The 13,076-nt window shown below is 65.2% G+C and carries 11 protein-coding genes; 6 read left to right on the top strand and 5 right to left on the bottom strand.

The genetic code is table 11. The features are described from left to right. Window positions 1-269: 269 nt before the first annotated feature. Both QF777_04490 and QF777_04485 read left to right on the top strand, forming a co-directional pair. Window positions 270-1,658 (top strand): cystathionine beta-synthase, encoded by a 1,389-nt coding sequence (locus tag QF777_04490; protein MDP6910806.1) that lies wholly within the window; start codon window positions 270-272, stop codon window positions 1,656-1,658. Between the two features lie 16 nt (window positions 1,659-1,674). Next, window positions 1,675-2,856 (top strand): cystathionine gamma-synthase, encoded by a 1,182-nt coding sequence (locus QF777_04485; GenBank protein MDP6910805.1) that lies wholly within the window; start codon window positions 1,675-1,677, stop codon window positions 2,854-2,856. 89 nt (window positions 2,857-2,945) lie between these two features. On the opposite strand, the gene QF777_04480 is transcribed toward QF777_04485, so the two are convergent. The 3 genes from QF777_04480 to QF777_04470 all read right to left on the bottom strand — a co-directional run bounded on the left by QF777_04480 (window position 2,946) and on the right by QF777_04470 (window position 4,810). Then, on the bottom strand, window positions 2,946-3,716 hold the full coding sequence (locus tag QF777_04480; GenBank protein MDP6910804.1) for a class I SAM-dependent methyltransferase: 771 nt from the start codon (window positions 3,714-3,716) through the stop codon (window positions 2,946-2,948). A 240-nt stretch (window positions 3,717-3,956) separates the two neighbouring features. Continuing rightward, a complete protein-coding gene (locus QF777_04475; GenBank protein ID MDP6910803.1) occupies window positions 3,957-4,598 on the bottom strand; it encodes a dimethylsulfonioproprionate lyase family protein in 642 nt (213 codons plus the stop codon). Between the two features lie 8 nt (window positions 4,599-4,606). After that, window positions 4,607-4,810: a hypothetical protein gene (locus tag QF777_04470; protein ID MDP6910802.1), complete on the bottom strand. Its 204-nt coding sequence runs from the start codon at window positions 4,808-4,810 to the stop codon at window positions 4,607-4,609. A 377-nt stretch (window positions 4,811-5,187) separates the two neighbouring features. On the opposite strand from QF777_04470, the gene QF777_04465 reads away from it, so the two are divergent. Both QF777_04465 and QF777_04460 read left to right on the top strand, forming a co-directional pair. Further along, window positions 5,188-6,870, top strand: a complete 1,683-nt coding sequence (locus QF777_04465; protein MDP6910801.1) for an amidohydrolase — start codon at window positions 5,188-5,190, stop codon at window positions 6,868-6,870. Between the two features lie 106 nt (window positions 6,871-6,976). Further along, window positions 6,977-7,942 carry a GTP-binding protein gene (locus tag QF777_04460; protein MDP6910800.1) on the top strand — a complete coding sequence of 322 codons (966 nt, stop codon included), beginning with the start codon at window positions 6,977-6,979 and terminating at the stop codon, window positions 7,940-7,942. Between the two features lie 42 nt (window positions 7,943-7,984). On the opposite strand, the gene QF777_04455 is transcribed toward QF777_04460, so the two are convergent. Continuing rightward, entirely contained in the window at window positions 7,985-8,515 is a 531-nt protein-coding gene (locus QF777_04455) for a ribonuclease H (protein MDP6910799.1), read from the bottom strand. Between the two features lie 67 nt (window positions 8,516-8,582). On the opposite strand from QF777_04455, the gene aceE reads away from it, so the two are divergent. Then, window positions 8,583-11,384 carry a pyruvate dehydrogenase (acetyl-transferring), homodimeric type gene (gene aceE, locus QF777_04450; GenBank protein MDP6910798.1) on the top strand — a complete coding sequence of 934 codons (2,802 nt, stop codon included), beginning with the start codon at window positions 8,583-8,585 and terminating at the stop codon, window positions 11,382-11,384. Window positions 11,385-11,426: 42 nt separating this feature from the next. Further along, entirely contained in the window at window positions 11,427-12,035 is a 609-nt protein-coding gene (locus tag QF777_04445) for an HhH-GPD-type base excision DNA repair protein (protein ID MDP6910797.1), read from the top strand. Between the two features lie 62 nt (window positions 12,036-12,097). Here QF777_04445 and QF777_04440 read toward each other — a convergent pair whose 3' ends face one another. Then, window positions 12,098-13,048 (bottom strand): GDP-L-fucose synthase, encoded by a 951-nt coding sequence (locus tag QF777_04440; protein MDP6910796.1) that lies wholly within the window; start codon window positions 13,046-13,048, stop codon window positions 12,098-12,100. Window positions 13,049-13,076: the final 28 nt, after the last annotated feature.

The raw sequence follows: 13,076 nt of genomic DNA, 5'->3' as shown, positions 1-13,076 counted from the left end.
TCGACCGTCGTCTAAAGAGTAAGGACCCCTGTGGCTACCTATACCTGCAGCTCGTGCGGAATGTCCGTAAACGCCACTTGTGGCGCATGCGATGAACCCCTAGTTGACGCGATTTTGGACAAGGACGACGGCTCTACCGTTGAGGTCTCAAAGTGTCCCAATGGCCACGGGAAGATCAAGTCCCCGATGTGCTGTGGCGCCGACATGGCGTGCGCCGTCTAAAGCAACGACCGCTGACCAAGCGCCACCCAATTCACTCAGATTTTCCTATGGACCTCACCGACCTTGACATCGCCGATTCCGTCCTTGAACTAATTGGCAAGACGCCGATGGTCCGCCTGTCACGCATGGGTGCCGGCCTGGCCTGCCCGGTGGTCATCAAACTTGAAACCACCAATCCAGGCGGCAGCAGCAAGGACCGACCAGCCGTTGCAATGATCGACGCTGCCGAAAAGGCTGGCCTCCTTGCGCCCGGTGGGACAATCATCGAACCCACATCAGGCAACACCGGGGTCGGTCTAGCCATCGTTGCCGCTCAACGCGGCTACAAGTGCGTGTTCGTTATGACCGACAAGGTCAGCACCGAAAAGGTCTCACTACTACGGGCCTACGGAGCCGAGGTTGTCGTGTGCTCCGTCGCCGTTCCACCCGAGGACCCGCAGTCCTACTACTCGACAGCCGAGCGGCTCATGAATGAAACCCCCGGTGCCTTCCAGCCAAACCAGTACTTCAACCCGGCTAACCCCCAGGCCCACTACGAGACCACCGGACCCGAGATCTGGGAACAAACGAAGGGCCGCATTACACACTTCGTGGCCGGAGCCGGAACCGGTGGAACGATCAGCGGCGTCGGCCGTTACCTAAAGGAGCAGAACCCGAACGTGACCATCGTGGTCGGCGACCCTGAAGGTTCGGTCTACTCCGGGGGATCGGGACGCCCGTACCTGGTAGAGGGGGTGGGTGAGGACTTCTGGCCCGATACCTACCACCCTGACGTGGTCGACGCGACGGTGCCGGTGAGCGATGCCGATTCGTTCGCCATGGCCCACCGCGTCACCCGAGAGGAAGGGCTGCTGATCGGCGGGTCGGGGGGCACTGCAGTCGCCGCAGCGCTCGAGGTGGCTGCCGGGTTGACCGCAGATGATCTGGTGGTCGTACTGGTCCCTGATTCTGGGCGCGGCTACCTGACCAAGGTGTTCGACGACGGGTGGATGGCCACCATGGGATTCGACCGAGTGGACGGCACGGTGATCTCCGACCTCCTTGAAACCCGCGTCGGTGATCTGCCAGAGCTCATCTATGTCAGTCCGGAAGACACTGTGCGCGACGCAGCGCTGACTATGCGCAAGTACGGGGTGTCCCAGATCGCAGTGGCCAAGGGCGAGATGCCGCTGTCGGCCGCCGAAGTGATTGGTTCGGTATCCGAACTCTGGCTGATGACCCAGAGTTACCAGTCCGACGAGATTCTGGACAAGCCGGTTGAGGACGTCATGCAGACCGCCCTACCAACCATCGGGGCCGGTGAGCCAATCGACAGGGCCGCCGAACTGCTTGAGCATGCCCCGGCGCTGCTGGTCCTCGAGGGTGGGAGACCCAGAACGATCGTGTCGCGAACCGACCTCCTGGGCTTCTTGTCCCCCCACGACGAGAGGACCTGAAGTGACTGGGCCTGCCATGGGAGGTGACCCCTTGCTTTCGGGATTCGAGAACCCGGACGACTACGGATTTGAGACGCGGGCTGTCCGCGCTGGGCAGCCACATGATCCCCGAACCGGAGGAGTAGTCACTCCGATAGCCCTGTCGACCACGTTCGCCCAGGATGCCGTGGGAGAACCAAAGTTTGGCTACGAATACGCACGGACCGGAAACCCAACCCGGCACGCCTATGAAGAGTGCCTAGCCAGCTTGGAGGGGGCATCGCACGGCTTCGCCTTCGCAAGTGGGCTGGCCGCCGAGGACGCCCTGTTGCGAATGCTCGAGCCCGGAGATCAGGTCTTACTGGGAGACGATGCATACGGCGGAACGTTCCGTCTGATCTCGAAGGTCCATGGAGCCACGGGAATCCGACACACTGCGGTCGACCTGACAAATCCGGACGCCATTCGGGATTCTTGGACACCCGAGACCCGAATGGTATGGCTTGAAACCCCCACCAACCCGCTGCTTACCGTGATCGACATCGACCGAGTTGCCGACGTTGTCCACGAGCTCGGAGGAACCGTGGTGGTCGACAACACCTTTGCCACGCCCTACCTTCAACGCCCGATCTCCCTTGGTGCTGACGCCGTAGTGCACTCGGCGACCAAGTACCTCGGGGGCCACAGCGACGTAGTCGGCGGCTTCGTCGCCACCTCAGACAACCGGATCGCCGACCATCTGGGCTTCGTTCAGAACGCGGTGGGTGCCGTCCCTGGGCCATTTGACTGCTACCTGGTGCTACGGGGCATGAAGACCCTGGCTGTGCGCATGGACCGGCACTGCACCAACGCGTCGACCATCGTCGAGGTTCTAGTCCAACACCCCCGAGTGTCCCACGTGCTCTACCCGGGGCTCGAGGGACACCCAGGTCATGAGATCGCCGGACGACAGATGGACGGCTTTGGAGGCATGGTGTCGTTTCGTCTCGCTGGAGGACGGGAAGCCGCCGAGAAAGTGGCGGTCAGCACCGAAGTGTTCACCCTCGCCGAGTCGCTCGGTGCCGTGGAATCGCTCATCGAGCACCCCGGCGTGATGACCCATGCTTCGGCTGCAGGGTCGGCCCTCGAGGTACCGGACGACCTGATTCGGATCTCGGTGGGTATCGAGTCCGTCGAAGACCTGGTGGCGGACCTCGAACGGGCTCTGGCCACCGCCTAGACAACGTCCTGATCCCCACGGGGTGGTCTTCGCTCAGGTTCAGACCAGCCAGTGCAGCGAAGCCGGCGCACGAGCTCCGGCCACCTTGGTCAGCCCGTCTTGCGGACGATCCACGCTTCCTCGACCGGCCATTGCCTTGCCCAGTCGAGTTGCACGAACGGATAGCGAGTTTCTTCGGCTTCGACAGGTGGTTGAAGTTCGATGAGGTTTTCGACTTCGAACCCGCAATCACGCAAGAGTCGGATGCGGTCACCGTGGGAGATGTGGAACTCGACCCCTGGATCATCTGGCCACTCAAACCGGTGCATGCCGAATTGCGGGCGCTGCAATCGGTCACTAGCTGGCTCGTTGTCGTCGAACACACAAAGTGTCATCAACACGGAGTTTCCTAGAAACGCCAGGCGGCCTCCGGGGCGCAGCACTCTCGCCGCCTCGGGGAGCCACCGGTACGGATCACACCAGATGGCCGCTCCGTACTCGGAGATCGCAAAGTCGAAGCTCTCGTCGGCGAACGGCAACCTCTCCGCATCGCCGTGAATGAGCGGAAACCGCAGGTCGAACTCTTTCTGGAAACTCGCCGCAGTCGCTAGTTGCGCCTCCGAATTGTCGAGCCCGACCGGTTGTCCGCCGCGTCGTGCCAGCCACGCCGAAACATAAGCCGTTCCGCACCCCAACTCGATCACATCGCCACCATCGAAGGTGTCGACTAATCCAACCGCAGACTCTGGGCTGCCGTAAATCCCCCATCTGGGCTGAGCATCACCCCAGGCCCGCCGGCCCGCCGCCACGTACTCGTCAGCCCAGTTGTCCCAAACGATCCGGTTCGATTGGACATGGCCGATAGGGCGCCTACGGTCCATCACCCAATTGAAGCACATAAGCCATGAACGATTTCCGGGCGAATGCGAGGCGATCTGGGCGCCGTGTGGCAGTCCAAAGCGGGTCGGAGACGACGGGCAGTAGGGCGAGTTGTCCGATGTGAAGGCCTGTTTCGCAGGTATCCATCCGGTGAACTCCCGGTTAGCGGACGATCCACGCGTCCTTGACCGGCCAACGCTGATCGAATCTATTGGAGCCCACTACCCAACCTGACCGGGGGTTCAGTCCTCGTCGGGAATGAGGCGGGCGTCAACGGTCACATCGCCCGTCCACGCCCAGAGCAGCACACACGTCTCGTCGCCAAACCTCTGAGCGTGACGTTCCCAGGGCTGGTGGTGAACCGACTCCCCCACCCTCTTGGTCTCGAACGGGCCGTCTCCTCGTTGGAATCTCGCCGCCCCGTGGAGCACGTGGTACGTCTCCTCGGCCGGATGCTCGTGGCGGGGGTAGTGCAGTCCGGCACCCCAGATGCCGAGGCCAGCGCTCACCAGTGACGACTCCACCAGGCCGCCGCGGCCGATGACCCGCACATAGCCGTAGTTGTCGAGGTAGTGCTGCGAGAGGGTCGCCCGGTACGCAGGTGTCTGGACCCAGCGCAGGATCGGCGCCGCCGCGGCAAAGGCCCGTAGCACCGACTCGACACCTAGCACGTCGCTCCGAGGGTCAACCTCGTCGAGCAGATGCGCCACTGGAAGCCGGACCGGGTCGGGACTAGCCAGGCCTCCGCCCTCCAGGGCATCGGTGAGGTGCCCGCCTACCTCAGCCAACATCGGAAAGCGCTCGGCATCCGGATGGCCGTTGTAGAAGCCGACTAGGGCGACCACTAGGTCTCGGCGCAGGGCACCGACCGGGTCTCGAGACAAGTCGCCGGTCAGACTCTGCGGAGTCGGTAGCCCCGGTTGCGGGCCTCGGCCAGCGAATCCGGTCCAAAGCACAGAAAGCGTTCGCTGGCCATCAACTCGTCGAGAACCACCGCCATGGCGTCCTCGTCGGCCACCTCGTCCAGGTCGTAGACCTGCTGGGTCCGTTTGTCGCCGATGAAGCGGTGATGGGCGAATGCCGACGGTCGATCCATGCCACCGACGTTACCCCCGGGGGTTGATTGAGGAACCCCCGGAACGCGACGGAGGACGTGTCCAGTCGGACACGCCCCCACGCCGGAACTCTTGACTTCAGTTTCATCTGGGATTCACGGGAGCGACCGTTCGTGCCGGCGGGGACCAGTGCCGGCGGTCGGGTCCCGAGGGTGGGTCGGCGTGGATTTCGCCGAATGGCCCAGCGCCGCTCAGCGGCCGCCCACCTCCGAAGTCCCACATCGTTTACTGGAAGAATCACTACTGATCTGGACCACCTCCTCTCGTCGGTAATCGCGAACCTATGCCCCACGGTCACCACGTGCCCAACATTTGTTCCGACAGTACGGATTCGTACTGTCGGAGTACCATTGCCGACATGTCCGAGACCAAAGCGGGAGGAGGCACCTCGCGCACCACGATCTTTCCGGGCCGAATCGTTCACACACTCGACCCGGCCCGTCCCATCGCCTCGGCGGTCGCCGTACGTGACAGCCGATTCCTAGCCGTGGGCGACACGGACCAACTGGTGGCCACCTACGGAGGCACCATCGATGACACCCTGGCCGACAAGGTCCTCCTCCCCGGCTTCGTGGAGGCCCACAGCCACCGTGACACCGGCGGCATCTGGCAGTTCACCTACGTGGGCTACGAGGCTCGACGGGGACCAAACGGCCGCCTCTGGCCCGGTTGCACCACCTTCGATGCCGTGATCGAGCGCCTCCGCGAAGCCGAACGCCTGCTCGAAGATCCCGACGAACCCCTTCTGGGCTGGGGCCTCGACCCCATCTTCTGGCCCGGTGACCGGCTTGACCGTCGTCACCTCGACGCCGTGTCGACTACCCGTCGGATCTTCGTGTGCCACTCCAACATGCACCTCGCCACCGTGAACTCGGCGCTCATGGAAGCCGAGGCCATCAACCCCGACACCGCAGCCGCTGGAGTGCCCAAGGACGGCTCAGGTTGGCCGACCGGTGAACTCCAAGAGTTCCCGGCCATGGCACTGGCCGGTCCGGCCTTCCGCTCGTTCTTCGGACGGCAACGTTCCGACGACTCGGTCCGCCTCTTCGGGAACGCCGCCCGCAACGTAGGGGTCACCACCCTCACCGACCTCGGCACCTCCAACCTGCTCGACGAGGCAATCGTCCGCCAGTGGACCAGCCTGGCCGACGACTCCTTCCCGCTGCGAGTCGCTATGTTCCACGGCGCCCTCGCCAATGCCCCCGACGGCGACGAGGCCTGCGCAGCGGCCATGGTCGACCTGAAAGACAGGTCCACTGATCGCATCCGGTTCGGCAATGTGAAGTTGCTGCTCGACGGCTCCATCCAGGGCGGTACCGCCCGCCTCAGGTGGCCCGGCTACCACCACGGAGGCCCCAACGGCATCTGGCTGATAGCCCCCGATCAGTTCGCCGAACGCCTGGCGCCGTACCACCGAGCGGGACTCCAGGTCCACACTCACGCCAATGGCGATGAGGCAGTCGACGTACTCCTCGACGGCCTCGAGCAGGTTCAGCTCGCCCATCCGAGGCCCGACCACCGTCACACCGTCCAGCACTGCCAGCTCACCACCCCCGGCCAGTACCGCCGGATGCGGGCACTGGGCATGTGCGCCAACGTGTTCGCCAACCACACGTGGTTCTGGGGTGACCAGCATCGCGACATCACCGTCGGTCCCGACCGTGCGGCCCGCATGAACGCCGCCCGCACGGCCCTTGACCTTGGCGTGCCGTTGTCCATCCACTCTGACTCGCCGGTTTCTCCTCTCGGGTCCCTGCACGTGGCGTGGGCGGCCGTCAACCGACTCACCCCTTCAGGGCAGGTGCTGGGCGTCGACGAACGGATCACCGTGGCCGAAGCCCTACACGCCATCACCATGGGTGCCGCCTGGCAACTCCGAATGGAAGACGAGATCGGATCCATCACCCCGCAGAAGTTCGCCGACTGTGCGGTGCTCGAGGCCGACCCGTTCGAAGTCGATCCTGGCGAACTGCGAGACGTTCCAGTCTGGGGCACCATGAGCGGTGGCGTGCTCCACGAGGGCTCGCCCCAGACCGCCTAACCGAACCGGTTCCGCCCAGCCCATTGCTGGCCAGTCGACCCTTCGGCTCCTGCTCTGCCGACCCCTACCGACCCGTTCCCTACCGACCGGCGCGAGACTTACGATCATGGCCACCAAGGACATGCGCCTGCCCCTCACCGTCATCGGGGGCTACCTAGGGGCTGGTAAGACCACCCTGCTGAACCGCCTGTTGGCCGACCCCGACGGCCAACGCATCGCCGTGCTGGTCAACGACTTCGGAGAGATTGACATCGACGGCCGACTACTCGACTCGGCGACCGACGACGTACTCCGACTAGCCAACGGATGCATCTGCTGCACCATGGCCGATGGATTCGCCGAAACACTCGACATCGTGCGTGGCTTTGCCAACCGGATCGACCGGGTGGTCGTCGAGGTGAGCGGCGTCGGCCAACCCCACAAGGTCGCCCAGTGGGGGCACTCCCCCGGGTTCAGTCCCGACGGGACCGTCGTCCTCGTCGACCCCCTGTCCGTTCGCGACCGGGCCAGCGACCGGTACGTCGGTGAGACCATCTTGGCCCAGGTATCCGAGGCCGATCTTGTGGTCATCAGCCGGACCGACGTAGCCGGTGCTACCGAGTTGGAAGCCACCGAGATATGGCTGAGCAGCGCCACCGATGCCACGGTGCTTCGGGCGCCAGTTCCGACCGGTGTGCTCCTCGGGCCTCTTCTTCGATCTGTCGCCGGGAATGGCCCGTCATCGAGCCGGGGGCCAGTAACCGGCGCCGCGACGACTCCGGCCAGCAGATCGGGCCCGACCAGGGTGTCCGATCCTGAGCACGTGACCATTTCCCGTCGTCTGGCCGGGCCGGTCACCCGCGCCTCGATCGACACCTGGACACGAGCCCGACCCAGCGGAGTCGTCCGAGCAAAGGGCCTCATCCGCGTCAACGACCGACCGGATGATCGCACCGTGCTTCAGGTCTGTGGGTCGTCCTCCACGGTCACCGTCGACGGACCGTGGGACGGTGGCGACGACGCCGTGGTGGCCATCGCCCTGCCCGGTACTCCCCGGGCCGCCCTCGTGAAGTGGCTGAACCTGCTCGACTGATCTGGCCGACCCACACGTGAGGCAGACCGCGGAACCGAGTCCCTAGCCCTTCAGACCCACCTGTCGGGTGCCTGCCTCGACAGCGAGGCGATCGGCTTCGTCGTTCCACCGATCACCCGAGTGGCCCTTCACCCAGCGGAACTCGACATTCCCCCGTGCCTGGACCGCCTCAATCAGCGGCTCCCACAAATCCCGGTTGGCTACTGGTTCCTTCTTGGCGTTGACCCAGCCCTTGCGGAGCCACTTCTCCCACCAGCCATCCCGGAAGCAGTGCACGACGTACGTCGAGTCACTGACCACCAGCAGTGGGCCAGCGAAGGCCCGCACCGCTTCCAACGTGGCCGTCAGCTCCATTCGTTGATTGGTCGTCTCAACGGCGCACCCGGCGGCGTACGGACCGTCGGGCACCACCCACGCCCAACCTCCAGGGCCGGGGTTTCCCGAGCACGCACCATCCGTGTAGGCGACCACCTGCTCGCCGGCCGACTCGCCGTCCACCGACGCAGAATTATTTCCCACCCGGGCCGGCTCATCGGCTGCGGACGGATCGAACAGTCGGTCGGAGTTGGGCACGGTCAGCGACCCTACCCACACAGCCGTCATTACCTAGCGAACCGACTCGGCATGGGAGACTGCCGACGTGATCGACGGATTCATCAACCAACTCCCGGATGGCGACCCCGGCGAGACCCGGGAGTGGATCGACTCCTTTGACTCACTTGTCGACCAGTCGGGCCGACGTCGCGGTCGATTCATGCTGGCCAAACTCCTGGAACGCGCCGGCGAACTCAACGTCGGCCATGCGCCACCTACATGGACTCCGTACGTCAACACCATCGCTACCGAAGACCAGCCGTGGTTCCCGGGTGATGAGCACATCGAACGACGCATCAGGGCCTTCATCCGTTGGAACGCCGCTGCCATGGTCATCAACGCCAACAAGACCGCTGACGGGATCGGCGGCCACCTCTCGACGTTCGCCTCGTCGGCCTCCCTCTACGAGGTGGGCTACAACTGGTTCTTCCGGGGCAAGGACGACGGCCGCCCCGGCGACCACGTCTACTTCCAGGGCCACGCCGCTCCCGGCGTGTACGCCCGGGCCTTCCTGGAACGCCGGCTGGAGGAACGCCATCTGGACCGGTTCCGCATGGAGATCGGCGGCGACGGCCTGTCCAGTTACCCCCACCCCCGCCTCATGCCCGACTTCTGGGAGTTCCCCACCGTCTCGATGGGGCTCGGACCGATCAACTCCATTTACCACGCCCGCTTCAACAAGTACGTCCAGAACCGCCGGATCGACGACACGTCGGAGAGCCGGGTGTTCAGCTTTCTGGGCGACGGCGAGTGCGACGAACCCGAAACCCTGGGCGCCATCTCCCTGGCCGGCCGGTCGGGCCTGGGCAACCTCATCTGGATCGTCAACTGCAACCTGCAGCGACTCGACGGCCCGGTCCGGGGCAACGGCCAGATAATCCAGGAACTGGAGGGTGTGTTCCGGGGCGCCGGCTGGAACGTCCTCAAGGTCATCTGGGGTTCGGAATGGGACGAGCTGATCCACGCTGACGTCGACGGGGTCCTCCTCAACAAGTTCAACTCCACCGTCGACGGTGAGTACCAGCGCCTGGCCGTCGAGGGCGGGGACTACGTCCGGGAACACTTCTTCGGCCCCGATCCCCGCCTCAGGGCGATGGTCGAACACCTGTCGGACCAGCAGTTGGCCGACCTACCTCGGGGCGGTCACGACTACCAGAAGGTCTACGCCGCCTACCGCAATGCCACCGAGGAGAACGACGCCCCCACGGTGATCCTGGCCAAGACCATCAAGGGCTGGACGCTCGGCCCGGGCTTCGAAGCCCGCAACGCCACCCACCAGATCAAGAAAATGACGGCCAACGAACTGCTGGCCCTGCGAGAGCGCCTCCACCTGGAGGACGAGATCCCCGAGTCGGCCCTGGCCGGCGACCGGGCGCCCTACTACCGGCCTGCCGAGGACAGTCCCGAGAACGAGTACATGGTGCAACGCCGTCGGGCACTCGGTGGTTCGATCCCCAAGCGTCGGATCCGTAATCGGCGCCCACTCACCATGCCCGACCCGTCGGTGTTCGCCGGGCTCTCCAAGGGATCCGAGGGTCGGGCCGTGTCGACCACGATGGCCATGACCAATTTGTTGCGCGACCTCATGCGCGACGAGGCGTTCGGTCCACGCGTGGTGCCCATCGTTCCCGACGAGGCCCGCACGTTCGGCATGGACTCGCTGTTCCGGGAGTTCGGCATCTACGCCCCGTTCGGCCAGCTCTACGAACCGGTCGACCACGAGCTGCTGTTGTCGTACAGCGAGAGCACCGATGGGCAGCTCATCGAAGAGGGCATCACCGAATGTGGGTCGATGTCCAGCTTCATCGCCGCCGGTACGACCTACGCCAACCTCGGCGTGCCGATGGTGCCCTTCTACACCTTCTATTCGATGTTCGGCTTCCAACGGGTCGGTGACTCAATCTGGTCGGCTGCCGATTCAAGGGCTCGAGGCTTCCTCCTGGGGGCCACGGCTGGACGGACCACGCTGGCCGGCGAAGGCCTCCAGCACCAGGACGGCCACAGTCTCCTCCTGGCCGCGACCGTCCCAGCGTGTCAGGCCTTCGACCCGGCGTTCGCCTACGAGGTGGGCGCCATCATCGAGGACGGCTTGACCCGGATGTACGGAAGCGACGAGCCCCATGGGAACGAGGACGTCTTCTACTACGTGACGCTCTACAACGAGGCCTACGAGATGCCTCCCCGGCCCGACCATGTCACCGCCGAGGACGTCGTCCGAGGGCTCTACCTCTGGGCGGATGCTCCCGATGGGTCCGGTTCTATAGGGGCTAGTCCGAACTCGGCTCGCGCTCGGGCGACGCTGATGTTTTCCGGTTCAGCACAGGGAGCGGCCCGGGCCGCCACCGCCGAACTCTCCGAACGGTGGGACGTCGCCGTGGATCTCTGGAGTGCCACCTCCTACAAGCGGCTCCGAGAGGAAGCCCTCGCCGTTGAGCGCCGCAACCGGCTCCACCCGATGGATCCCGCCGAGGTTCCGCTGGTGACCCGGCTGCTGTCCGACGGCGAGGGGCCGGTGGTCGCTGTATCGGACTACCAGAAGCTGGTTCCCGGCCAGGTGGCCCGTTGGATCCCTCGCCCGTACCACACCCTCGGTACCGACGGTTTTGGCCGCAGCGACACTCGCGAGGCGCTGCGCCGCTTCTTCGAGGTGGACACCGGTCATGTGGTGGTAGCCGTGCTGCACGCCTTGGCCCGTGAGGGCACCATCGACCCGGCCGTGGTCGCCGAGGCCATTGCCCACCACGGGCTGGACACCGAGATCGCCGATCCTGGACGAGCTGACACGGTGCCCGAACCCGGCCAGGGCGTGGGGCATAGCGACGGGGACGATGGTGCTCGCAGCACCTGATCCGGTCTCCTGACCCGGCGAGCCGACCGGTAGGTTCAGCGCATGACTTCCCCACCAGCACGTTCTAAGGGCAACCCGCCGGGCACGCTGGCCATCACCGGCGACGAGGCCGCCGACCGTCTGCTCAACACCAACCCGTTGGCCCTGCTTATCGGCATGCTTCTGGACCAGCAGGTCCCAATGGAATGGGCGTTCAAGGGGCCGGCCACCCTGGCCGGCCGCCTTGGCCATCTCGATCCTGAAGCCATCGCGGCGGCCGACCCCGAGGCGTTCCTCGAAACCTGTAGCTCTAAGCCGGCCATCCACCGCTTCCCCCGCTCGATGGCCGGCCGCATCCAGGACCTGTGCCGGCACCTCGTCGACCATCACGACGGTGATGCCGCCAACGTGTGGGTCGGTGCTACCGACGGAGCCGACCTGGCCCACCGACTTCAGGCGCTGCCCGGCTACGGCGCCGAGAAGACGAAGATCTTCGTGGCCATCCTGGCCAAACGGATGGGCTATCGGCCCGACGGCTGGGAGGCTGCGGCCGGCCCGTTCGCCGATGACGTACCCCGATCGGTGGCCGACATCGACGGCCCGGAAGCACTCACCACCGTGCGGGCCTGGAAGAAGGCCCAGAAGGCCGCCGGGAAGACCAAGCAGCAGTAGCGGACACTCCGCCGACAGAATCCGGGCGAATCCGGGCGAATCCGGGCGAATCCGGGCTCCGGCTAGAGGCGCAGGTTGCCCTCGGCCTCTGCTTCCAGGAACCAGTCGTAGGTGGCAGCGAGCCCGTCGGACAGTGGCGTCGATGCCGTCCAGCCCAGGGCAGCCAGACGGGACACGTCGAGCACCTTGCGGGGCATGCCGTCCGGCTTGCTGGTGTCGAACACCAACGCTCCGTCCGGGTGGACCAGGTCCCGGATCGCCTCAGCCAGTTCTCGGATGGTCAGGTCGATGCCCGTGCCCACATTGACGTGACCGGGCGCCGAGTAGTGGTCCATCAGGTGGAGGCACGCATCGGCCAGGTCGTCCACGTGGAGGAACTCCCGCCGGGCTGTACCCGTTCCCCACACGGTCACCGAGTCGTCCCCGGCCAGACGGGCCTCGTGGAAGCGTCGCATTAGGGCGGGAAGCACGTGGCCACCCTCTAGGTCGAAGTTGTCGCCTGGCCCGTAGAGGTTGGTCGGCATGGCCGAGATGAAGTCATCGCCGTACTGGCGCCGGTAGGTCTCGCACAGCTTGATGCCGGCGATCTTGGCCAGTGCGTAGCCTTCGTTGGTGGGTTCCAGCGGCCCCGACAGCAGGGCCTCCTCGGTAATCGGTTGGGTTGCGTGCCGCGGGTAGATGCACGAACTGCCGAGGTACAGCAACTTGTCCACCCCGGTCCGGTGGGCGGCCTGCACCACTGTGCCGTGGATCATCAGGTTGTCGTAGAGAAACTCGGCCGGTCGGGTGCTGTTGGCGTGGATACCGCCCACCGTGCCAGCCACCAAGAACACGTACTGGGGGCGTTCGGCATCGAACCAGGCGTCAACCGCCGCCTGGTCCCGAAGGTCCAGGTCGTCACGGCCGACGGTTCGCAGATCAGTGAATCCCTCGTCCTTCAACCGCCGGACGATCGCTGAGCCGACGAGGCCGCGGTGTCCAGCGACGAACAGGGGCGCTGACCGGTCGATCATCCGCGAACCGGCTCGGTCATCGGTCGAC

It is taken from the genome of Acidimicrobiales bacterium (assembly GCA_030747595.1).
Classification (GTDB): Bacteria; Actinomycetota; Acidimicrobiia; order Acidimicrobiales; family MedAcidi-G1; genus UBA9410.
Note: the sequence above shows the minus strand (reverse complement) of the source record. Positions and strands in the feature narration are given on the sequence as shown.

Coding starts and splice junctions, on each gene's coding strand:
- QF777_04440 (MDP6910796.1), bottom strand. CDS start 13,048: ATGATCGACCGGTCAGCGCCCCTGTTCGTCGCTGGACACCGCGGCCTC.
- QF777_04470 (MDP6910802.1), bottom strand. CDS start 4,810: ATGGATCGACCGTCGGCATTCGCCCATCACCGCTTCATCGGCGACAAA.
- QF777_04460 (MDP6910800.1), top strand. CDS start 6,977: ATGGCCACCAAGGACATGCGCCTGCCCCTCACCGTCATCGGGGGCTAC.
- QF777_04445 (MDP6910797.1), top strand. CDS start 11,427: ATGACTTCCCCACCAGCACGTTCTAAGGGCAACCCGCCGGGCACGCTG.
- QF777_04480 (MDP6910804.1), bottom strand. CDS start 3,716: ATGGACCGTAGGCGCCCTATCGGCCATGTCCAATCGAACCGGATCGTT.
- QF777_04465 (MDP6910801.1), top strand. CDS start 5,188: ATGTCCGAGACCAAAGCGGGAGGAGGCACCTCGCGCACCACGATCTTT.
- QF777_04490 (MDP6910806.1), top strand. CDS start 270: ATGGACCTCACCGACCTTGACATCGCCGATTCCGTCCTTGAACTAATT.
- QF777_04485 (MDP6910805.1), top strand. CDS start 1,675: ATGGGAGGTGACCCCTTGCTTTCGGGATTCGAGAACCCGGACGACTAC.